This window comes from Ectothiorhodospira sp. PHS-1 (assembly GCF_000225005.1).
Lineage (GTDB): Bacteria > Pseudomonadota > Gammaproteobacteria > Ectothiorhodospirales > Ectothiorhodospiraceae > Ectothiorhodospira.
Window position 1 is genome coordinate 1 of the sequence record NZ_AGBG01000005.1, and the last position, 20,564, is coordinate 20,564.

At 62.6% G+C, this 20,564-nt stretch carries 18 protein-coding genes; 7 read left to right on the plus strand and 11 right to left on the minus strand.

Features of this window, described 5'->3' with window-relative positions:
* The 5 genes from ECTPHS_RS03075 to ECTPHS_RS03095 all read left to right on the plus strand — a co-directional run.
* On the plus strand, nucleotides 1-537 hold a 537-nt coding region (locus ECTPHS_RS03075), incomplete at its 5' end, for a flagellin (protein ID WP_008931215.1).
* An 89-nt stretch (nucleotides 538-626) separates the two neighbouring features.
* Nucleotides 627-1,043, plus strand: coding sequence for a flagellar protein FlaG (locus ECTPHS_RS13860; protein ID WP_008931216.1), 417 nt, complete (start codon nucleotides 627-629; stop codon nucleotides 1,041-1,043).
* A 132-nt stretch (nucleotides 1,044-1,175) separates the two neighbouring features.
* On the plus strand, nucleotides 1,176-2,588 hold the full coding sequence (gene fliD / locus ECTPHS_RS03085; RefSeq protein ID WP_141565248.1) for a flagellar filament capping protein FliD: 1,413 nt from the start codon (nucleotides 1,176-1,178) through the stop codon (nucleotides 2,586-2,588).
* Nucleotides 2,589-2,698: 110 nt separating this feature from the next.
* Nucleotides 2,699-3,121 carry a flagellar export chaperone FliS gene (gene fliS / locus ECTPHS_RS03090; protein ID WP_168044634.1) on the plus strand — a complete coding sequence of 141 codons (423 nt, stop codon included), beginning with the start codon at nucleotides 2,699-2,701 and terminating at the stop codon, nucleotides 3,119-3,121.
* Complete coding sequence (locus ECTPHS_RS03095) at nucleotides 3,121-3,459, plus strand: flagellar protein FliT (protein WP_008931219.1); 339 nt, start codon at nucleotides 3,121-3,123, stop codon at nucleotides 3,457-3,459. The genes fliS and ECTPHS_RS03095 overlap by 1 nt, the downstream gene beginning before the upstream one ends.
* A 9-nt stretch (nucleotides 3,460-3,468) precedes the next feature.
* Here ECTPHS_RS03095 and ECTPHS_RS03100 read toward each other — a convergent pair whose 3' ends face one another.
* From ECTPHS_RS03100 to purB, 6 genes are all read right to left on the minus strand, one after another.
* Nucleotides 3,469-4,911: an NAD(P)H-binding protein gene (locus tag ECTPHS_RS03100; protein ID WP_008931220.1), complete on the minus strand. Its 1,443-nt coding sequence runs from the start codon at nucleotides 4,909-4,911 to the stop codon at nucleotides 3,469-3,471.
* 6 nt (nucleotides 4,912-4,917) lie between these two features.
* Nucleotides 4,918-5,412, minus strand: coding sequence for a hypothetical protein (locus tag ECTPHS_RS03105; protein WP_371200056.1), 495 nt, complete (start codon nucleotides 5,410-5,412; stop codon nucleotides 4,918-4,920).
* A 2-nt stretch (nucleotides 5,413-5,414) separates the two neighbouring features.
* Nucleotides 5,415-5,714: a nucleotidyltransferase domain-containing protein gene (locus ECTPHS_RS03110; RefSeq protein ID WP_008931222.1), complete on the minus strand. Its 300-nt coding sequence runs from the start codon at nucleotides 5,712-5,714 to the stop codon at nucleotides 5,415-5,417.
* 18 nt (nucleotides 5,715-5,732) lie between these two features.
* Nucleotides 5,733-6,809, minus strand: a complete 1,077-nt coding sequence (locus tag ECTPHS_RS03115; protein ID WP_008931223.1) for a DUF2235 domain-containing protein — start codon at nucleotides 6,807-6,809, stop codon at nucleotides 5,733-5,735.
* Between the two features lie 97 nt (nucleotides 6,810-6,906).
* Nucleotides 6,907-7,944: a tRNA dihydrouridine(20/20a) synthase DusA gene (dusA, locus tag ECTPHS_RS03120; protein WP_083838743.1), complete on the minus strand. Its 1,038-nt coding sequence runs from the start codon at nucleotides 7,942-7,944 to the stop codon at nucleotides 6,907-6,909.
* Between the two features lie 20 nt (nucleotides 7,945-7,964).
* Nucleotides 7,965-9,332: an adenylosuccinate lyase gene (gene purB, locus ECTPHS_RS03125; protein ID WP_008931225.1), complete on the minus strand. Its 1,368-nt coding sequence runs from the start codon at nucleotides 9,330-9,332 to the stop codon at nucleotides 7,965-7,967.
* 107 nt (nucleotides 9,333-9,439) lie between these two features.
* Here purB and ECTPHS_RS03130 point away from each other — a divergent pair, with 107 nt between their 5' ends.
* Entirely contained in the window at nucleotides 9,440-10,849 is a 1,410-nt protein-coding gene (locus ECTPHS_RS03130) for an aspartate ammonia-lyase (RefSeq protein WP_050814198.1), read from the plus strand.
* Nucleotide 10,850: 1 nt separating this feature from the next.
* On the opposite strand, the gene ECTPHS_RS03135 is transcribed toward ECTPHS_RS03130, so the two are convergent.
* The 4 genes from ECTPHS_RS03135 to acnA all read right to left on the minus strand — a co-directional run bounded on the left by ECTPHS_RS03135 (nucleotide 10,851) and on the right by acnA (nucleotide 16,950).
* Nucleotides 10,851-12,803: an EAL domain-containing protein gene (locus tag ECTPHS_RS03135; protein WP_050814195.1), complete on the minus strand. Its 1,953-nt coding sequence runs from the start codon at nucleotides 12,801-12,803 to the stop codon at nucleotides 10,851-10,853.
* Between the two features lie 2 nt (nucleotides 12,804-12,805).
* Nucleotides 12,806-13,654: an HDOD domain-containing protein gene (locus ECTPHS_RS03140; protein WP_008931228.1), complete on the minus strand. Its 849-nt coding sequence runs from the start codon at nucleotides 13,652-13,654 to the stop codon at nucleotides 12,806-12,808.
* On the minus strand, nucleotides 13,651-14,037 hold the full coding sequence (locus tag ECTPHS_RS03145; protein WP_008931229.1) for a hypothetical protein: 387 nt from the start codon (nucleotides 14,035-14,037) through the stop codon (nucleotides 13,651-13,653). The genes ECTPHS_RS03140 and ECTPHS_RS03145 overlap by 4 nt, the downstream gene beginning before the upstream one ends.
* A gap of 174 nt (nucleotides 14,038-14,211) precedes the next feature.
* Complete coding sequence (gene acnA, locus ECTPHS_RS03150; protein WP_008931230.1) at nucleotides 14,212-16,950, minus strand: aconitate hydratase AcnA; 2,739 nt, start codon at nucleotides 16,948-16,950, stop codon at nucleotides 14,212-14,214.
* Nucleotides 16,951-17,285: 335 nt separating this feature from the next.
* On the opposite strand from acnA, the gene acnB reads away from it, so the two are divergent.
* A complete protein-coding gene (gene acnB, locus ECTPHS_RS03155; protein WP_008931231.1) occupies nucleotides 17,286-19,862 on the plus strand; it encodes a bifunctional aconitate hydratase 2/2-methylisocitrate dehydratase in 2,577 nt (858 codons plus the stop codon).
* 65 nt (nucleotides 19,863-19,927) lie between these two features.
* Here the strand turns inward: acnB and hflD are convergent, their stop codons facing one another.
* Nucleotides 19,928-20,563 (minus strand): high frequency lysogenization protein HflD, encoded by a 636-nt coding sequence (hflD, locus tag ECTPHS_RS03160; protein WP_008931232.1) that lies wholly within the window; start codon nucleotides 20,561-20,563, stop codon nucleotides 19,928-19,930.
* Between the last annotated feature and the right edge of the window lies 1 nt (nucleotide 20,564).

Here is a 20,564-nt window from a genome sequence, read left to right on the forward strand (position 1 = left end):
GTTCAGGCCGCGAACGGGACCTATACCGAAGAAGATCGCGATATTATTCAGATTGAAGTTGATCAATTGGCTGATGAAATTAACCGTATTGCTGAGCAAACCACGTTTAATGGAGAAACTATTCTTGATGGAACTTTCGGTGGTGGTACGGTGACCCTGCACGTGGGTGCTAATTCAGGGGACACTCTTGAGCTTGAACTTACTGAAGATTTTCTCGCTTTTGCCAATGCGATTGATGTTGCTGGCGCCGACGGGACTACTGCTGATGGCGCAATCGGAGATATTGACGACCTCTTGGTCACAATCGGGGACTATCGGGCGAATCTGGGTGCTTATCAGAATCGATTGGAGTCCGCGGTCGCGAATCTTATGAATGCAGCTGAGAATCAGTCCGCGGCTCGTTCTCGCATCAGGGATGCCGACTTCGCCGCGGAAACCGCCGAGTTGACACGGAACCAGATTCTGCAGCAGGCTGGTGTCTCGGTGCTGGCCCAGGCCAATACGGCGCCCCAGAGTGTTCTGGCACTGCTGCAGTAACGCCCGGGGGTTGATGTGAACACGACGGCCCGGGCGGCGATGGTCACCCGGGCTTTCGTTCTCCCCGCCATCGGGGGAGGAGATGGCAGATGGAAACACGATTCAACGTCATACCCTTGAATACAGGCGCCCCCAGGCCCTCGGCTTCCACCGAGGTGGCAGGCAATCGCCTGCCTTCCGAGTCCATGTCCGGCGGCAAGGATGTGCCGGCAGTCACCGAAAAGTCGGAAGAACTGGGTCCCCTCAAGGTTTCCCCTGCCGGATCTTCGGATGATGCTCGACTGGCGGATCAGGTTGACGACGCGGTCAACCGCATCAATGACTTTGTGCAGGTGGTGCAGCGCAATCTGCAGTTCACGATCGATGATTCCACCGGAAAGACAGTGGTCAAGGTCTTTGATTCGGAAAGTGAAGAACTGATCCGGCAGTTGCCTCCCGACGAGATCCTGGCGGTCGCCGCCTATCTGGACGAGGTGAGAGGTTTGCTCGTCAAGGAAAAGGCTTAGGAAATGGCCCGTTATTTGCTTGTCTCTATGGTTGTCTGCAGAGCAAATGATGTGGCATTTGACGGATGGCAGAGCCGGCCGTAGGTGCGCCTGCCGTCCGTCACCGTTTTTTTGAGTTCTCGGGAGGTCGTCATGAGTACGATCAGTGCAATGGGAGTGGGTTCCGGCATCGATGTCCGGGGTCTGGTGGATCAGCTGGTTGCCGCGGAGCGACAGCCTCAGGAACAGCGCATTGCGCGCCAGGAAAAGCAGGCCAAGGACCAGATTTCCGCGCTGGGTCGTCTGAAAAACGCCTTGGCTGATCTTGGAAAGGCCATGGACAAGATGAAGGATCCGGCCTCGTTCCGGGCCTTTGACGTTCGGGTGCTGAATGAAAGCATCGTCTCGGCTTCCGTGCGCGGCAATGCACCGCCCGGCTCCTATGAGGTGGAAGTCCAGCAACTTGCCCAGTCCCAGCGGCTTGCAACCAATGCCGGTCTGTTCGGTGCTGGTTTTACGGCCACTGATCAGCTTGGCGCCGGTGATGTCACCATTACCCTGAAGGATGGTTCCACCGAGACCTTCACCCTGGCGGACGGGGCTTCATCCCTGCAGGATCTGCAGAACCAGATCAATGCCAATTCCAGCAACGTGCGTGCTTCAGTCATCAATGACGGGCAGGGGCCGCGACTGACCTTCACGTCGCTCAAGACCGGTGAGGCGAATGGTATCGATGCCGTCTCCGTGTCCGGTGCCGCCGGCGGTGCGTTACTCAATCAGCTTGCGTTTGATGCCTCGACCATGGATGGCGCCGGTGTCAGTGGTGGATTCACCCAGCTGCGTGCGGCCCAGGATGCGATCCTGGTGGTTGATGGTCTCACCATCACGCGGACCAGCAACCAGGTGAACGATGTCATCGACGGGGTTGACCTGACCCTGACCGAAGAAGGCACTACCCGCGTGGGCGTCACCGAAAAGGAGGAAACCGCCCGGGAAGCCGTGCAGGCCTTCGTGGATGCCTACAATGCACTGCGTCGGCAGACTAATCAGCTGGGTAGCTTCAATGCGGATGCCGGTACCAGCGCCGCACTCAACGGCGATTCCACTCTGCGTGGCGTGCAGTTCCAGATGGGTCGGTTGTTGAGTAACCCGGTCGCCGGCATGGATGGTTCCGTGAGAATCCTGGCGGATCTGGGGATTTCCACCCAGCGTGACGGGACCCTGAGCGTGGATCAGGCACGGCTGGATGCCCGGCTTGCGGAAGATCCGGATGAGGTGATCCGCCTGTTCACGGACAAGGATGATGGCCTGGTGGCGCGGATGCAGGGCATGGTGGAGCAGTACACGGGTCGGGACAACATCCTGGATACCCGCACCAAGAGCCTGGAGCGCAGCCTCCGTGGATTGGAGGATCAGCGGGATCGGCTGGATTACCGGATGGAGCGGGTGGAGGCGCGGCTGATTGCCCAGTTCTCGGCCATGGATGCCATGGTGGCCCAGATGAATCAGACCAGTCAGTTTCTGGATAATCAGTTGCAGATGATTACCAATATGAACAAGAAGTGAGAGTGAGTGCGAACGATGGCACTCTCAAGTTTTTCCCCGCATGACCGCTAGAGTATTCAGAACAGGGTTTCATCTTTCAGCGTCAGGGGCATCCTATGAGCTATGCAGCCATGCATAAGGGTATCAACCAGTATCAGCAGATCGGTGCCGCCGATGCGCCCTTTGCCGATCGTCATCGTCTGATCGAGATGCTGATGGATGGCGGCATGGATCGTCTGGCCCAGGCCCGTGGCGCGGTGATCCGGGGAGACCGGCCGGCCAAGATCAAGTTCATCGGCAAGGCCTTTGACATCATCGGTGGGTTGCGTGGTGGTCTGGATCTGGAGAAGGGCGGAGACATTGCCCGTAACCTGGACGAACTCTATGACTACATGCAACGCCGCCTGGTCAGTGCCAACGCCCGGGACGACGTGACGGTGCTGGATGAGGTGAGTACCCTGCTGGGCGAGATTCGGGAAGCCTGGAAGGAGATCCCAAAGGAGGCCAGGTTGAACCCGGAAGCCGCAGCCAGATCGGTGAATTCGGAGACGTGATGCCGGTACATTCGATGGAGTCGGTGCTTGAAGCGGCGGCGGCGCTGGAAGATCTTTCCCGCCGCCGTCTTGCGTTGGCCCGGGACGGCCAGTGGAAGGCATTGATGGAGACGGAAGACGAGCGTACCCGGCTGGCTGCTGGAATCCAGGTGGACAATCTGCCCGCCGACGTGGCGGAAAAGTCGGACCTAGCTGAACGGCTGACCCGCATCCGCGATCTGGATCAGGCCTTGTTGCCATTGCTGGAGGAGGCCCGGGATGCCTTAGGGGAGGAGCTTCGCCAGGTGCAGAAGGGTGTGGCGGGGGCGCGGGCGTATGAGAAGGTGGGGGATTTTTAGGCTCATTTTTCACCGCGCCAGCCGTGCCAGATGCCGCTGATAGCGGCGCATGACCAGTAGGTGGGCCACGGCTTGGGTCCAAAGGTACAGATACCAGGGCAGTGACGGCGCAAAGTCGTGAATGGCTGCCATGGTGTAGCGTCCGCCCAGGACGCTCTGAAACTCGAATCTCCCCCGTTGTGTTGCCTTTCTTGCCAGCAGGCCGCCGGTGATGCGGTAGATCTGCCGATCCTTTGTGCCTGCCTGAATGTCCCGTTCCAGTTGCAGCAGCATGAGTCCGCCGGGGCGCAGGTGGACCTGGTAGCCGGTATCTTCCCCGCTATGGGGGTCGGTGAGGACCGTGGTCTTCACGAAGGGCCGGCAGCAGCTGCCCAGCCAGCGGAAGTAGTTGCCGGCCACCCAGGCGGCGTCCTGGCCGGGGGGCTGGATGATGCGCTGGATGGAGCGTACCCGGCTGGCCTGTCTGAGTTCGGCCCGGGTCTTTTTGTGGATGGGTTGCCGGGGGTTGGGTAGCAGGCGTTTGCGGCGGTGGTCCAGGGCGTCGTTCAGGGCCTGTTCGAAGGGGATGGCATCCTGGTCGATGAACCGTTGCAGAGGATTGTCCTTGAGCCGGGTATCCCGGGGCAGGCTTTCCATGACGGGGGCCACCAGGGCGGTGGGGGTGCCGGTGATCCAGCGGGCGCCCAGGGCGACGATGGCGCCGGGCAGCCAGGGCAAGGTGAGGAAGCGGCGTTTGAGGCCCAGCAGCCGTGCCGTGGTCCGGAGCATGTCTTCGTAGCTGATACAGTCGGGGCCGCCGAGGTCGAAGTGGCCCCGGTATTGTTCCGGTGTGCCCAGGGTGTGACGGATGGCCCGAATAAGGTCCCCAAGGGCGATGGGCCGGGTGCGGGTGCGGGCGTTGGGGGGCAGGGTGATGATGCCGATCCGGTGCACCAGTTCCACCATGAGCCGACAGGCGGAGCCGCCGGGGCCGACCACCAGACCGGCGCGCAGGATGGTGACGGGGACGCCGTGGGCGGTGAGGGCCATTTCCACTTCCCGGCGGCTCCAGAGCAGGGTGGAGATGCGGAAGGTGTCGGGCATGAGGCCGCTGACGAAGATGATCTGTCTGACGCCGTTGGCGGCGGCGGCGCGGGCGAAGTTGTCGGCCAGGATGAGATCCATGTCCCTGGGGGCGGCCTGGGTGAGACGTGACGAGGGGGCCAGGGAATGGACCAGGTAGACGGCGTAGTCGCAGCCCTTGAGGGCATGGGTGAGTTCGGCCAGGTCGTAGAGATCGCAGTGCCGCCAGGTGATCCGGGTGTCGGGATCGGGGGTTTGGGCGCGGGCCTGGGAGCGGGTGAGGGCGGTGACCGGGTAGTCCCGGGCCAGTTCACGGCACAGGGCGGTACCGATGAAGCCGCTGGCACCGGCGATGGTGATGCGGGGTGTGTGTTCCGTGTCCGGCAACATGATGCTTTACGCTTTTTTTGGAGTCAGCCAACCCCGAGTCAGCATGTCGTCCAGGAGTGTTTGTGTCACCTCCAGCAGCACGGGGACGAAATGATGGCCGGTTTCCAGGGCATTGACCAATATTTCGGGATCTTCGATGTACTCATGGATCATCTGGTTGCGAAGTTTGCGCACGGTAAGCCAGGTGTCCGAGGATGGAATGATGCCCAGGCGTTCCGCCTTGTCCAGATTGTCGATGGCGGCGCCGGTCTTTTCTCCCAGGCCACGAAGATACAGAGGAATCAGCTTGTCGCCGAGGCTATCCTGGAGTCTGCCGAAGCGAGCGACGAAAGCATCGGCACGTTCGGCTTGGTCGGTGTCGTTTTCAAGTTGCCGCGCCCTTTGCAGGGTGAAGGGGTGTGCAAAGAATCGCTGGTCGGTGATTCGCAAGTGTCGTGCCTCCTTTTCCACGATGCGGGCGAGGAATTGCAGGCGTGCCTTGTCTTTCTCTTCAAGGGCGATATTCAAAGCATGATCCCTTCGCGGCGGGCAATGTCGTGAATGGGAAGCCGGATCAGATTGGGCGCGCTGATAAGAACATCCACCCTGCGCCCGTCCATTTGGCGGCTGATTCTGGCTGAGAGGGTGGCGGAGAGCCAAGCGGGGTTGTCGGCCGGCTCCGTCAGTTCCACCATCAGGTCCACATCCCCCCCTTTTTTGTGGTCATCCAGGCGTGACCCGAACAGGCGCACCGTGGCCTTCGGGCCTGTCAGTTCGGTGACGATCCGGCGGATGGCGGTTTGTTGGTCCGGGGTCAGACGCATGCGCCAAGATTACTACATTTACGACACCTCCAGGTCCCGCAGGCGCTGGGCGTCGCCGAGGGGGATGCCGGGGGTCTGAAGGTGGGGGCGCAGGGGGTTCCTGGGGCGGTAATCATCCTTTTCCTTGAGGCGCTTGAGAACCATTTCCTGCAGGGCTTCGTGGCCGTGCAGGGTGGTCCCCAGCGGCCGGTAGTAACGGGACGAGACACGCTGGTACATGCCTTTCATGAACAGGGCGAAGGAGTCGTGGGCGGGGGCCAGCAGGTTCTCGTCGGTGACGGGGGCGAGTTGGTTCTTGTCGATGCCCAGGCCGCATTCCATCATGCGCTCGGCCATCCAGTGCAGGGCCACGTCGGCAAGACGGGCATCCTGGTAGCCGCCGCCGATGTCGGCGTGGGCGCCGCTGAACCAGGCCTGTTCGATGCGCTGACTGGGTTTGTGTTTGGGGTCCCAGAGGGTGGCCTCGTAGCTGCTCCGGTGCTCGTCCACGGCGATGGCGTGGAAGGCATTGCGGACGATGCCGCTCAGTTCGGTGTCATGAAACTGGTAGCGGCGGGCGTTGAACCAGTCGAACGAACGCAGGGGGACGCCCAGGGCGCCGACGGTGTCCCAGACTCCCAGGGCGTGGATGTCCGGTTCCCTTGAAAATCGTTCGCGAAAGGCGATGGCGCCGGGGCTGTCCGGGCCTTCGTCGCGGGTGCGGTAGAGCTCGTAGGCGGCATTGATTTCCCGGCGGCGATTGCGGTGGACAAGGCCGGCGTTGCGGATCATGCCGACCAGGCTGCGGGCGGAGTAGGCGCCCCGGCTGAAGCCGATGACGAAGATCTGATCGCCGTCTTCGTAGTGGTCCACCAGCGCTCGATAGCCTTGCTTGATGAGTCGGTCCAGGCCCACGCCGAAGGCGCCGCCGCTGATGCGGTTGTACCAGCGGGTGCCGACGCCGGGGACGTAGTGTTTACGCTGAGGGATGCCCTGGTGGGTGGCGGGGATGGCTTCGTAAAGCTTGTAGACGTTGGTGTTGGCACCCTGTTCGATGTCGCCGCTGTCGTTGGGGGTGTTCCAGGTGCCGTCGAAGCAGATGATGATGTGTTTCATGTCGCCTCCCGGGTGGCGGCTGCAGGCCCTTTGGGGAGGATAGGTGATGGTGGGGGAGTTTGCTCAACGGGGGTGAGGGGAAAGGCCCGGCAGGGGATCATCCCTGGGCGGGAACCTTGGCTGCCGCCTGCCGGATGATGTTCGGGCCGGCACCGGGGCGGTGGGCGTTTTCGCTCAGGTGACGGCGCCAGGCGCGGGCACCGGGGCGGGCCTGGAACAGGCCGAGAATGTGACGGGTCATGGCCTGCAGGGGGACACCTTCCGACAGACGGGCCTCCACATAGGGCAAAAACTGTTCGATGACTTCATGGGGGGATTGCGCCGGGGCCGGTTCGCCGTACAATTCTGGGTCCACGCCGGCCAGGAGCCAGGGGTTGTGGTAGGCCTCGCGGCCCAGCATGACCCCGTCCACATGTGCCAGCTGCGTCCGACAGTCTTCCAGGCGGGTGAGGCCGCCGTTGATGATGATCTCCAGATGGGGAAAGGCCTGTTTGAGGCGGTGAACCCGGTCGTAACACAGGGGCGGGATTTCCCGGTTCTGTTTGGGGCTCAGACCCTGCAGCCAGGCCTTGCGGGCGTGGACGATGAAGCGGGTACAGCCGGCACCCGCGACTGTCTCCACAAACCGGTGAAGATGGGCTTCGCTGTCCAGGTGGTCGATACCGATGCGGTGCTTGACGGTGACGGGGCTGTCCACCGCAGCCTGCATGGCGGCCACGCAGTCGGCCACGAGCGCCGGCTCGGCCATGAGACAGGCACCAAACCGCCCGGAACTCACCCGGTCCGAGGGGCAGCCCACGTTGAGGTTGATCTCGTCATAGCCCGCTTCGGCCCCCATGCGGGCGCAGGAGGCCAGGGCCTGGGGGTCCGAGCCCCCCAGTTGCAGGGCGATCGGGTGCTCCGCCGGATCAAAGCCCAGCAGGTAGTCCCGATCGCCGTGGAGCAGGGCGCCGGTGGTGACCATCTCCGTGTAGAGGAAGGCACGGCGGGAGATAAGACGTAGGAAGTAGCGGCAATGCCGGTCAGTCCAGTCCATCATCGGCGCCACACAGAAGCGGTGAAGCCCGTTTTTCCTTTCTGGTCGATGGCTTACCGCTGATTCCGCTGACTTTTCTACGATCCTTTCCTGCTGCATGTTGGCCTCACGAAAATCCTTTAGATCCTTCGCGCCTGCTGGGCGGCGTTGCCGGTGTAGCCGCCGGGGGTGAGGGCCTTGAGCTGGTCCCTGGCCACCTGGGGAATCTCCAGGGTGTCGATGAAGGCGCGCAGGCGGGGGCCGTCCACCCGTTGACCGCGGGTGAGTTCCTTGAGCTTCTCGTAGGGTTTTTCCACCCCGTAGCGGCGCATGACGGTCTGGATGGGCTCGGCCAGGACTTCCCAGTTGGCCTCCAGGTCGGCATCCAGGCGGGCGGTGTCCACTTCCAGCTTGCCGATGCCCTTGCCGACGGCCTGATAGGCAATCACGGACCAGGCGAAGCCCATGCCGATGTTGCGCAGCACGGTGGAATCGGTCAGGTCCCGCTGCCAGCGGGAGACGGGCAGCTTGCCGGCCAGGTGTTCAAAGACCGCATTGGCCAGGCCCAGGTTGCCCTCGGCGTTTTCAAAATCAATGGGATTGACCTTGTGGGGCATGGTGGAGGAGCCCACTTCGCCGGCGATCACCTTCTGCCGGAAGTAGCCCAGGGAGATGTAGCCCCAGACGTCGCGGGAGAAGTCGGTGAGGATGGTGTTGAAGCGGCACAGGCCGTGGAACAGTTCGGCCATGTAGTCATGGGGTTCGATCTGGATGGTGTAGGGGTTCATCTCCAGGCCCAGGCTGTCGATGAATTCCCGCGCCAGGGTTTCCCAGTCCACGTCCGGGTAGGCGCTCAGGTGAGCGTTGTAGTTGCCCACCGCGCCGTTGATCTTGCCCAGCATGATCACGTTGGCCACCTGGTTGCGGGTGGTCTTGAGGCGATGCACCACGTTGGCCATTTCCTTGCCCAGGGTGGTGGGGGAGGCGGGCTGGCCGTGGGTGCGGGAGAGCATGGGCTGATCGGCGTGCTTGTGGGCCAGATCGCGAATGGCGTGAATGACCTCGTCCATCAGCGGCAGCATGGCCTGACCCCGGGCCTCCTTGAGCATGAGGGCATAGGCCAGGTTGTTGATGTCCTCGGAGGTGCAGGCGAAGTGGAAAAACTCACTGATGGCAGCCAGTTCCGCGTTTCCGGTGACCTTTTCCTTGAGGAAGTACTCCACCGCCTTGACGTCGTGGTTGGTGGTCCGTTCGATGTTCTTGACCCGGCGGGCGTCTTCCTCGGAGAAGTTTTCCACGATGCCGTCCAGAATGTGACGGGCATGCTCACCCAGGGGTGGCACTTCCGGGATGCCCTGATGGGTGGCCAGCGCCTTGAGCCATTCCACTTCGACCTGGACCCGGTGACGAATCAGGCCGAATTCGCTGAAGATCGGGCGCAGCATCTCGGTCTTGCTGCCGTAGCGGCCGTCCACGGGGGAGATGGCGGTGAGGGAGGATAGCTCCATGGGGCGGGGTCTCCGGGCTGACTGAAAAAGGCGGGATTATACTACAGGATAGGTGATTCGCTCCGTTTGGGAACTGAGTGTGTCGACGGCAAAGAGGAGGGCGGATGATGGGTAACTCCAGGATGCGTGTGGAACATGACAGCATGGGGCCGGTGGAGGTCCCGGACACGGCGCTATACGGCGCCCAGACCCAGCGTGCCGTGAATCATTTTCAAATCAGCGGTAGGCCCATGCCGGCAGCCTTCATCCGCGCCCTGGGTCATGTGAAGGCGGCCTGTGCCCAGGCCAACCGGGATCTGGGCCTGCTGCCCGAAAAAATGGCCGAGGCCATCATCGCGGCGGCGGATGCCGTCTCACGGGAAGAGCACGTGGAGCACTTCCCGGTGGATGTGTTCCAGACCGGCAGCGGCACCAGCTCGAACATGAATGCCAATGAGGTGATCGCCACGCTGGCATCCCGGCACCTGGGGGCGACCGTGCACCCTAATGATCACGTCAATCTCGGGCAGAGTTCCAACGATGTGATCCCGACCACGTTGCATGTGGCTGCCGCCGTGGCGTTGCGCCGGCAGCTGATCCCGGCGGTGCTGGAGCTGGCGGACTGCATCGACGAGCGCGCCCTGTCCCTTGCCGGTCTGGTGAAGACCGGGCGTACCCATCTGATGGACGCCATGCCCGTGCGGCTGGACCAGGAACTGGGGGCCTGGGCCCAGCAGCTGCGTTACGGGGCGGAGCGCCTGGAAGACGGATTTCCCCGCTTGGTGGAATTAGCCATCGGCGGGACTGCGGTGGGGACGGGGGTGAACGCCCATCCCGAGCTGGGCGATCGCGTCGCCCGGATACTCTCCCGTCGCACCGGGGTGATGTTCGTTATCAAGCCGAGCCGGTTTGAGGGGATGGCGGCTCAGGATGCGGCGGTGGAGATGAGCGGGCAGCTCAAGACCCTGGCCGTGAGCCTGATGAAGATCTGCAACGATCTGCGCTGGATGAACTCGGGGCCGCTGGCCGGGCTGGGCGAGATCCGGCTGCCGGCCCTGCAGCCCGGAAGCAGCATCATGCCCGGCAAGGTGAATCCGGTGGTCCCGGAGGCGGTGGCGATGATCTGTGCCCGGGTGATGGGAAACGATGTCACGATCGGCATCGCCGGTCAGTCCGGAAACTTTCAGCTTAACGTAATGTTACCGCTGATGGCTCATGATCTGCTTGAAAGTATCGAGCTGTTGGCCCGAGGTATTGTGCTGCTGCGGGAAAAGGCCGTGGCAGGCCTGACGGTGGATGAGTCACGGCTCAAGGCCATGCTGGAACGCAATCCCATCCTGGTGACGGCGCTCAATCCGGTAATCGGGTATGAGCAAGGGGCAGCAATTGCCAAGCGGGCCTATGCGGAGGGCAGGCCCGTGCTGGAGGTAGCGCTGGAGATGACGGATCTGGATGAGGCCGAGCTGCGGCGCTTGCTGGATCCGATGGCGCTGACCGGCCCATCAGTCGACAGTGGGGGGCGTGAGGGTGAGGTATGAATCAAGAGTAAGAGAAAGCTTCAAGATAGTCGTATAGATCATTGAATGGCAAAGGTTTGCTGAAGTAGTAACCCTGAATGAACTCGCAATCGAGCTGTTTGAGGAAGGCCAGTTGTTCCTCGTTTTCCACGCCTTCCGCCACCACTTCCAGGCCCAGCCCCTTGGCCATGGCGACGATGGCCGTGACGATGGCCGTATCGTCGCGGTCATGGGGGGTGTCACTCACAAAGGAGCGATCGATCTTGAGACTATGGATGGGAAAATGCTTCAAGTTGTTGAGGGACGAGTAACCGGTGCCGAAATCATCCACTGCCAGCCGGAAGCCCAGCTGATGCAGTTGCCGGAACATGTCCACGGCCACGTGGATGTCTTGCATGATGGTACTTTCCGTCAGCTCCAGTTCGATACGGTGGGGCGAGATATCGTGCTCCTTGAGGATGGCGGCGTATCTTTCCACCAGCTTGGCCTGCCGGAACTGGCGTGCCGACAGGTTGGTGGCCATGCGGGGAGGCTCGATGCCCGCTTCCCGCAGCCGGTGCATGTCCTCGCATACCCGCTTGAGCACCCATAGCCCCAGGCCTTCAATGATGCCGGTGTCTTCGGCAATGGGAATGAAATGGGCCGGACTCAGTAGCCCCTTCTCCGGGTGATGCCAGCGCACCAGCGCCTCCAGGGCTTCCACCTTGCCGGTTCGCAGTGAGACCTGGGGCTGGTAGTGGATGTCGAACTCGTCCCGGGCCAGGGCCTTGACCAGCTGGTTTTCCAGCACCAGGTGGCGGTAGGTCTGGGAATTGAGGTCTTTGGTATAGAACTGGTAGAGGTTGCGGCCGCGCTGCTTGGCTTCGTACATGGCCGCGTCGGCGTTCTTGATCAGGGTGTCCGCGTCATTGCCGTCGAAGGGGTGGATGCTGATGCCGGCACTGCAGGTGATGAACACCTGATGATCCATGACCTCATGTTCACGGCTGATGCTTTCGATCAGTTGCTGGACGAAACGAGCCACCAGATCCAGCGAGGCCACGTTGTCCAGGATGATGCCGAATTCATCGCCGCCCAGTCGGGAGAGGGTCACATTGGCGACGTCCAGATGGTAGCGTCGGGTCACCTCGGCCGAGAGAAAGGTGTTGCGCATCTCGCCGGCGAGACGGCGGATCAGGATATCTCCCGCGCGATGCCCCAGGGAATCATTCACTCGCTTGAAGTGATCCAGATCCATCAGGATCACGGCGATATGCCCGTCGGGTACGCCCCGGCGCTGCATCAGCTGGCTGAGAAGATCACTGAACAGAACCCGGTTGGGCAAGCCGGTGAGGGTGTCGTGACTGTGCTGGTGAAGCAGCTCCTTCGACTGGCGCTGGGTGATCTTGCGCAGGGTCTGATGCTGTTGCTCCCTGAGGGCGTAGAGGGCGGCACTCTCGAGTGCATAGGCCGTATTGAAAAGGATGATGGACAGCACCTTGAGGCCTGACTCGGCGGCGCGCAGGGCGGTGCCGCGGATACGGCCGACGAACATGCCGCGGATGCGTGTACGGGTGGAGACGACGTGCATCACCAGATGGGTGTCGGCCGGATATCGGCCTCCCGCGTGGATGCATACCGGATGATTCTGGTTGATGGCCCAGGCGAACTTGCCTTCGTCGATCAGGCATTCGACGGCGGCCTCCAGCTCCTCATCCGTGCAGCCGGGCTGACGGTATGCGAGATTGAAGTTGGAGTCGTCATCAACAATGTAATAACCCGCATCCTCAAGGGTCAGAACGCGGATCACGCAGTCGTGCGCGCATTTGAGGATGGTTTGGGTATCTCGGTTGTGACGGTGGTCACCGAAGATCGAGGTCATGGAAGCCAGTACATCCATGGCATAGTGATGCCAGTGATTGGCTGCCTCGAGATAAGCCACACGCTCACGCAGATAGTCGATTTCTGCCCGGTGAGGTGTGTCTTTTTTAGTCATTTTCATGCCGTGAATACATCGACGACCTGCTGGTAGTGCATGTCGGTATGGGTGATCACCTGTTCCAGCATGGTTTCGGACAGGGCAATGCGAATCCAGGCTTCATCATCAATCGGGGGGACATAGCGCTCTCCGCTGGTACCCAGTCTCAGGGCATTGGCAATGCTGTCCGCCACATGGACGACGGCCGTTTCGATGGGGTACTGGGCGGCCAGGCCCGGCGTGTGATGATAACGGACCGGCTCCTCGAAGGCTTGTGGCAGGTTCCAGGCCTGCAGCAGATCCCCGCCCAACTCGGCATGGTCCATTCCCAGAATCGCCTGTTCCGCCTGGAACAACAGGCATTGGTGTGCATCCCGGTGCGCCAGGACCCGGGCCGATGTCTCGGTCATGTGCATGAACATGAGCAGGCGGCCGATGTCGTGAAGCAGGCCGGCCACATAGAAGCGTTCCACATTGGCTTCGCGCCGGGCACCGGCCAGACTTCGGGCCAGGAGCGCGGTGACGATGCTGTGTCGCCAGAAGCTTTCCATGTCGACCCCCGCCACGGGAAGCCGGTTGAAATAGCGGATGATGGTGGCGGCAAGAACCAGGTCGCGCAGTTGCTGGGTGCCGATGATGCTGATGGCGCGGTCGATACTGCTGATCTGGCCGGGAAAGTTGTAGAGGCTGCTGTTGGCGATGCGGAGCAATTTGGCTGTCAGGGCGCTGTCGGTCTCGATGGCCCGGCTCATGGCCTCGAAGGAGCTGGTGGGGTCGTTGACCGCGGCCTCGACGCGATGAAAGACGCTTGGCAGGGTGCCCAGTTCCGGGTTGTCGGCGAGGATGTCCTGAATGATCGAGGTCGTCATGGATTGCCTTTGGCGTCAAGTTTCCTGGCAAGGCGCGCCGTCGATACCTTGAACAAGGCATCCATGACGGGATTGGCAAGATCCACGTGCATGAAGGCTGTGGTCATGATGCTTCTGGCCTGGGTCAGTGATGCTTCGCTGATGTGGCGAGGGTCTGCCTGGGCATCACCGTTGGCCGATGAATCCGGTTGCATGACCGGAACTTCCTTGTCCGTCCAGACGGCGACCTCGTTGACGCCCCAGGTCTTGAGGACGCGAATATGCTTGTCTCTCAGGGGCAGACCGGCGGACAGCAGGAGCCTGCCGCTGCGATCCCGTACATCTTCCGCCAGTACCGCGCCTGGCGTGGCCCTGTCCGCCGGGATGTTGATCTTGCCGTCCATCCGTCAGCCCCCTGGTTTTTCCAGCGTCTTGCCGTCACTCCAGCACAGGCGGGAGTCCGTTATTGTCAGCATGCTACTGGATTCCCGCTTTCGCGGGAATGGCATTGATGGATGATCGGCGGATCACTTGCCGCAACGGGATTTCCGCTTTGGACTCTTCGTCGGACGTTTCCCTCAGGATGCCAGTTGCCGGATGACGTAATGCAGGATCCCACCATGTCGATAGTACTCCCATTCCTTCGGGGTATCGATGCGTACCCGAGCCTTGAACTCCCTCCGTACACCGTCATCCGCCTCCACGGTCACGGTGACCTTGTTCGGGTCATCGTCCAGCGAGCCGATGCTGTAGCGCTCATGCCCCGACAGCGACAGGGTCTCGGCGTTCTCGCCGGGCAGGAACTGCAGGGGCAGCACCCCGAATCCGACCAGGTTGGAACGGTGGATGCGCTCGAAACTTTCGGCGATCACCGCGCGAATGCCCAGTAGCCGTGTCCCCTTGGCCGCCCAGTCCCGGGAGGAGCCGGTGCCGTATTCCTTGCCGGCCAGGACCACCAGCGGTGTGCCTGCCTCACGGTAGGCCATGGCGGCGTCGTAGATGCTCATTGACTCGCCATCGGGCAGGTGGCGGGTCCAGCCCCCCTCGGTACCCGGCGCCAGACGGTTGCGCAGGCGCACGTTGGCGAAGGTGCCTCGCATCATCACTTCATGATTGCCGCGCCGGGAGCCATAGGAGTTGAATTCCCTGGGTTCGATACCCAGGGCCTGCAGGTATTGCCCAGCCGGGCTCTCCGGGTGAATACCGCCGGCGGGAGAGATGTGATCGGTGGTGATGGAATCGCCCACCATGACCAGGCAGCGGGCATCCCGGATGGCTTCGGGCGGCTCGGGGTCCAGTGTCATGCCCTCGAAGTAGGGCGGGTTCTTTACGTAGGTGGACTCGGCCCAGTCGTAGCGTTCCGACTCGGTGACAAGGATCTGCCGCCAGTTGGCATCGCCTTCGAAGACGTCGGCGTACTTCTCCCGGAACATGGTCGAGTGGATGCTGGTCCCCATGAGTCGGCTGATCTCGGCCTGACTGGGCCAGATGTCCTTGAGGTAAACCGGCTGGCCCTGGTTGTCCGTCCCCAGCGGGTCCTGGTACAGATCCACGGCCATGGTCCCCGCCAGGGCGTAGGCCACTACCAGGGGCGGAGAGGCCAGGTAGTTGGTGCGCACATCGGCATGGATGCGGCCTTCAAAGTTGCGGTTGCCCGAGAGCACCGCCGCCACCATCAGGTCACCCTCACGGATGGCATTGCCGATGGGTTCGGGCAGCGGGCCGGCGTTGCCGATACAGGTGGTGCAGCCAAAGCCCACCACCGAGAAGCCCAGGGCTTCCAGAGGTTGCAGGAGTCCGGCCTGTTGCAGATAGGCCGGGACCACCTGGGAACCGGGTGCCAGGGAGGTCTTAACCCAGGGTTTGGGCTTGAGGCCCTTTTCCAGGGCCTTCTTCGCCAGCAGGCCGGCGGCCAGCAACACCGCCGGGTTGGAGGTGTTGGTACAGGAGGTGATGGCGGCGATCACCACGGCGCCGTGCTTGAGCAGATGTCGCTCGCCGTCCATCTCGTATTCCACCGCGCCCTTTTCGTGGCTGTCGTCCACCCCGGGGGCGGCATGGCCGCCTTCATCGGCAAAGCGGGCCTCCTCCCGATCCGTCGGGGTGGCGTGATGTTCCTTGAGGAATCGGTCGAGGGTGTCGCTGAAGCTGCGGCGGGCCTGATCCAGGGGAATCCGGTCCTGGGGGCGACGCGGTCCCGCCAGGCTGGGCACCACACCGGCCAGATCCAGTGTCAGGATGTCCGAGTAGTCGGCCTGCCGGGCGCCGGTGTCGCGCCACAGACCCTGGTGGCGGGCATAGGCCTCCACCAGGGTGATGCGGGATTCATCCCGGCCCGAGAGGCGCAGGTATTCCAGGGTTTCCCGGTCAATGGGGAAGATGCCGCAGGTGGCGCCGTATTCCGGGGCCATGTTGGCGATGGTGGCTCGATCCGCCAGGGGCAGGTGATCCAGACCATCGCCGAAGAATTCCACGAACTTGCCCACCACGCCGTGCTTTCTGAGCATCTGCGTGACGGTGAGCACCAGGTCGGTGGCGGTGGCGCCTTCCGGCAATCGTCCGCTGAGCCTGAAACCGACCACCTGAGGGATGAGCATGGAGATGGGCTGGCCCAGCATGGCGGCCTCGGCCTCGATGCCGCCCACGCCCCAGCCCAGCACGCCCAGGCCATTGACCATGGTGGTGTGGGAGTCAGTGCCCACCAGGGTGTCGGGGTAAGCGTGGAGGCTGCCGTTGTCGTCACGCACGAAGACGGTCTGGGCCAGGTATTCCAGGTTCACCTGATGGACGATGCCGGTGCCCGGGGGCACCACGCGGAAGTTTTCGAAGGCCTGCTGGCCCCAGCGCAGGAACTGGTAACGTTCCTTGTTGCGGTGGTATTCCAGTTTGATGTTCAGGTCCAGGGCGTTTTTTTGGCCGAAGTGATCCACCATCACCGAGTGGTCGATCACCAGGTCCACCGGGGCCAGGGGATTGATCCGTTTCGGATCCTTGCCCAGGGCGTGCATGGCATCACGCATGGCGGCCAGGTCGACCACGGCGGGGACGCCGGTGAAGTCCTGCAGTACCACCCTGGCCGGGGTGAAACCGATTTCCGCGCTGGGTTCGGCCTTGGGGTCCCAGTCCAGCAGGGCCTGGATGTGTGCCCGGGTGATGTTGTGCCCGTCCTCGCAGCGCAGGAGGTTTTCCAGCAGGATCTTGAGGGAGAAGGGCAGGCGGTCCAGATCGTGGGTTTTCCGGAGCGGGGCGAGGCTGTGGATGTGATAGGTCCGGCCCTGAACGTCCAGGGTGTCCTCGGTGTTGAAGCTGTTGCTCATCAGTGTCTCCGCGAAAGACCCCGGATTCAGCACCGGGGAAAGATGGCGGTAAAGCCGTCACTCCCGAAAAAGCGGGAGTCCAGGGTTTCCGAGTTTTCCTGAGTGGATTCCCGCGTTCGCGGGAATGACGGAGTTTGGCATTGTAGAGTCGTCAGTTCTGCAAAAGTCACCAAGTGAGTATGGCACACCCTCGCATCAGGCATTTCTGGTCTGTCACCCTTCAGGTGGTTTAGAATGCTGCCGCGCAATAACCCTGTCTATCAAAATAACAGATTGATCATAAGGGATATTTCATCCCTCCCCGGGCAACCGGGGCGTTAAAGAGGATCACACACGTGCTTGAAGCCTATCGCCAACATGTCCAGGAACGTGCCGCGGAAGGGGTGGTGCCCAAACCCCTGGATGCGGAGATGACCGCCCAGCTGGTGGAACTGTTGAAGAACCCGCCCGCCGGCGAGGAAGCCTTCCTGCTGGACCTCATCACCCATCGCGTGCCCCCGGGCGTGGACGAGGCGGCCTATGTGAAGGCCGGCTTCCTGTCCGCCGTGGCCAAGGGCGAGGCCAGCTCCCCCCTGATCGATCGCACCCGCGCCGTGGAACTGCTGGGCACCATGCAGGGCGGTTACAACATCTCCACCCTGGTGGAACTGCTGGATGACGCCGAACTGGCCCCTGTCGCCGCCAAGGAACTCAAGCACACCTTGCTCATGTTCGATGCCTTCCACGACGTGGAAGAACGTGCCAAGGCCGGTAACGGCCACGCTCAGGCCGTGATGCAGTCCTGGGCCGATGCCGAGTGGTTCCTGAGCCGGCCGGCCGTGCCGGAAAAGATGACCGTGACCATTTTCAAGGTCCCGGGCGAGACCAACACCGACGACCTGTCCCCGGCTCCGGATGCCTGGAGCCGTCCGGACATCCCCCTTCACGCCAAGGCCATGTACAAGATGCCCCGTGAAGGCATCACCAACGCCCAGGACCAGATCGAGGCACTCAAGCAGAAGGGCCACCCGGTCGCCCTGGTGGGTGACGTGATGGGCACCGGTTCCTCCCGCAAGTCCGCCACCAATTCGGTGCTGTGGTACATCGGCGATGACATCCCCTACGTACCCAACAAGCGCTTCGGTGGCGTCTGCCTGGGCGGCAAGATCGCCCCCATCTTCTTCAACACCATGGAAGATGCCGGCGCCCTGCCTATCGAACTGGATGTGACCCATCTGAACATGGGGGACGTGGTGGACATCTATCCCCACGACGGCAAGGTCTGCCGCCACGACAGCGACGAGGTGATCACCACCTTCGAACTGCGCTCCCCGGTGATGCTGGACGAGGTCCGCGCCGGTGGCCGCATCCCCCTGATCATCGGTCGCGGCCTGACCGACCGTGCCCGCCAGGCCTTGAACCTGCCGGCCTCCGATGTGTTCAAGCGGCCCCAGGCCCCGGTGGACAGCGGCAAGGGGTTCACCCTGGCCCAGAAGATGGTGGGCAAGGCCTGCGGCGTGGCCGGCATTCGCCCCGGCACCTACTGCGAGCCCCGCATGACCACCGTGGGTTCCCAGGACACCACCGGCCCCATGACCCGGGACGAGCTCAAGGATTTGGCCTGCCTGGGCTTCCAGGCCGATCTGGTGATGCAGTCCTTCTGCCACACCGCCGCCTATCCCAAGCCGGTGGACGTGCAGACCCATCACACCCTGCCGGACTTCATCATGAACCGGGGCGGTGTCTCCCTGCGTCCGGGCGACGGCATCATCCATTCCTGGCTGAACCGCATGCTGCTGCCCGATACCGTGGGTACCGGCGGTGACTCCCACACCCGTTTCCCCATCGGCATCTCCTTCCCGGCCGGTTCCGGTCTGGTGGCCTTTGCCGCCGCCACCGGCGTGATGCCCCTGGACATGCCCGAGTCGGTCCTGGTGCGTTTCAAAGGTGAGCGTCAGCCCGGCATCACCCTGCGCGACCTGGTCCACGCCATTCCCCATGCGGCCATCCAGCAGGGTCTGCTGACGGTGGAGAAGAAGGGCAAGAAGAACATCTTCTCCGGCCGCATTCTGGAGATCGAGGGGCTGGACGACCTGACGGTGGAGCAGGCGTTCGAACTGTCCGACGCCTCCGCCGAGCGTTCCGCCGGCGGCTGCACCATCGCCCTGTCCGAAGCGCGGGTGGCCGAATACCTGCGCTCCAACGTCACCATGCTGCGCTGGATGATCGCCAACGGTTACGGCGATGCCCGGACCCTGGAGCGTCGTGCCAAGGCCATGGAAGAGTGGCTGGCCAACCCCAGTCTGATGCGGGCCGACGCGGACGCCGAGTATGCGGCGGTGATCGAGATCGATCTGAACCAGATCAAGGAGCCCATCCTCTGTGCCCCGAATGATCCTGACGACGCCCGTCTGCTGTCGGAAGTGGCCGGCGGCAAGATCGACGAGGTGTTCATCGGTTCCTGCATGACCAACATCGGTCACTTCCGTGCCGCCGGCAAGCTGCTGGAGAAATTCCAGGGCCAGATGCCCACCCGTCTGTGGCTGTCTCCGCCCACCCGCATGGATCAGCGTCAGCTGACGGAAGAGGGCTACTACGGCATCTATGGTCGGGCCGGCGCCCGTACCGAAATGCCCGGCTGCTCCCTGTGCATGGGCAATCAGGCCCGGGTGGCCCCCGGTGCCAAGGTGGTGTCCACCTCCACCCGCAACTTCCCCAACCGTCTGGGGGATGGGGCCGATGTCTACCTGGCCTCCGCGGAGCTGGCGGCGGTGGCCGCCGTGCTGGGACGCCTGCCCACGGTGGAGGAGTACATGGAGCAGGCCGCCGGCCTGAACACCATGGCCGCCGAGGTCTACCGTTACCTCAACTTCGATCAGTTGCCGGAGTATGAGGAAGCGGCCCGGAAGGTGATTCCGGTGGTGGCGGCGTAGGGGTTATACCCCTCACCCTAGCCCCTCTCCCGCAAGGGGGGAGGGGCTTTTTAGAAACGATCCGCTCAGGAGGCCTCCGCGGTCTCCTCGAGCATGAAACGCGCCTCCGCCAGCATGGCGTTGCGCCCGAAAATCAACTTCCACCTCGATCCCCCCGCCTGACGCCACAGGACCGCCGCCCGGATGCCCGCCAGGAGCAGGGCGCGGATGCGCGCCGCATTGTGCGGATTGCCCAGGTGGTTCTGCTCTCCCTGCACGATGATGCGTGGGCCCAGTTCGCTGATGGTGTTCTGATAGGTCTGGCCCAGACGGGACATGATGTTCTCGTGCAGGATGCCGAAGGACTCGCTCTGGTGAGCCGCCACCTCGATCCCGTCCCGCAGGGTCCGGATCATGTCCGGCTGCTTCATCAGCTTGCGCTCCAGATAGAGCATATTGATCACATAGCGGGAGATCTCGCCGTCCACCTGGGGGGAATTGGCCTGAACCTGTTCCACCAACGTGCGCAGCCCCCGGCGCAGATTGACCGCGCCACCGTAGACCTCATCAAGGGTCCCTGCCTCGAAGGCAAACAGGCTGCGGATCATGGTTTCCAGTTGCGCGGCATCGCACTGGCCACGCCAGGCCACGTCCTTGACCAGTCCGGCGGATTGGAACATGGCGGCCAGGGCCAGGGCTCGGTTGCGGTGTGAAGCTTCCACG